General features: G+C 49.5%; 1 protein-coding gene. It reads left to right on the forward strand.

All coding sequences use genetic code 11. The features are described 5' to 3' along the window. Positions 1 to 647: aldehyde dehydrogenase family protein (locus CHI10_RS07405; protein WP_142301768.1), on the forward strand; the 647-nt coding region annotated here is incomplete at both ends.

Below are 647 nucleotides of genomic sequence, written 5' to 3' on the forward strand. Positions count from 1 at the left end.
TTAAAGACGGTGTTCCTGTTAACAGCCGTCCGAATGAATATAACCGTTATGACTACATTCCATTGGGAGTGGGCATCATCATCTCTCCTTGGAACTTCCCGCTTGCAATCATGGCCGGCACAACTGTTGCAGCGATCGTGGCAGGAAACACTGTTCTATTAAAGCCAGCGTCTACAACACCGGTTGTGGCTGCGAAATTTGTTGAAGTAATGGAAGAAGCAGGACTTCCAAAGGGCGTTCTGAACTTCGTGCCTGGCAGTGGGGCAGAGGTGGGCGACTATCTGGTTGACCATAAAGATACCCGCTTCATCTCATTCACAGGATCACGCGACGTGGGTCTTCGCATCAATGAGCGCGCTTCTAAATTAAACGATGGCCAAATCTGGCTGAAGCGCGTGATCGCGGAAATGGGAGGCAAGGATACGATCGTTGTCGACAAAGAAGCAGACCTTGAATTGGCGGCGACTTCCATCGTGGCTTCTGCATTTGGCTTCTCCGGACAAAAGTGTTCAGCATGTTCACGAGCAGTAATCGTAGAAGATGTATACGATCAGGTTCTGAACCGTGTGGTTGAATTGACGAACGAATTAACACAGGGCAACCCTGAAGACCAAAGCAATTACATGGGTCCAGTCATCGACCAGGGT

Origin of the sequence: Bacillus sp. 7894-2 (assembly GCF_002272225.1) — a bacterium.
In the GTDB taxonomy this organism is placed as follows: domain Bacteria; phylum Bacillota; class Bacilli; order Bacillales; family Cytobacillaceae; genus Cytobacillus.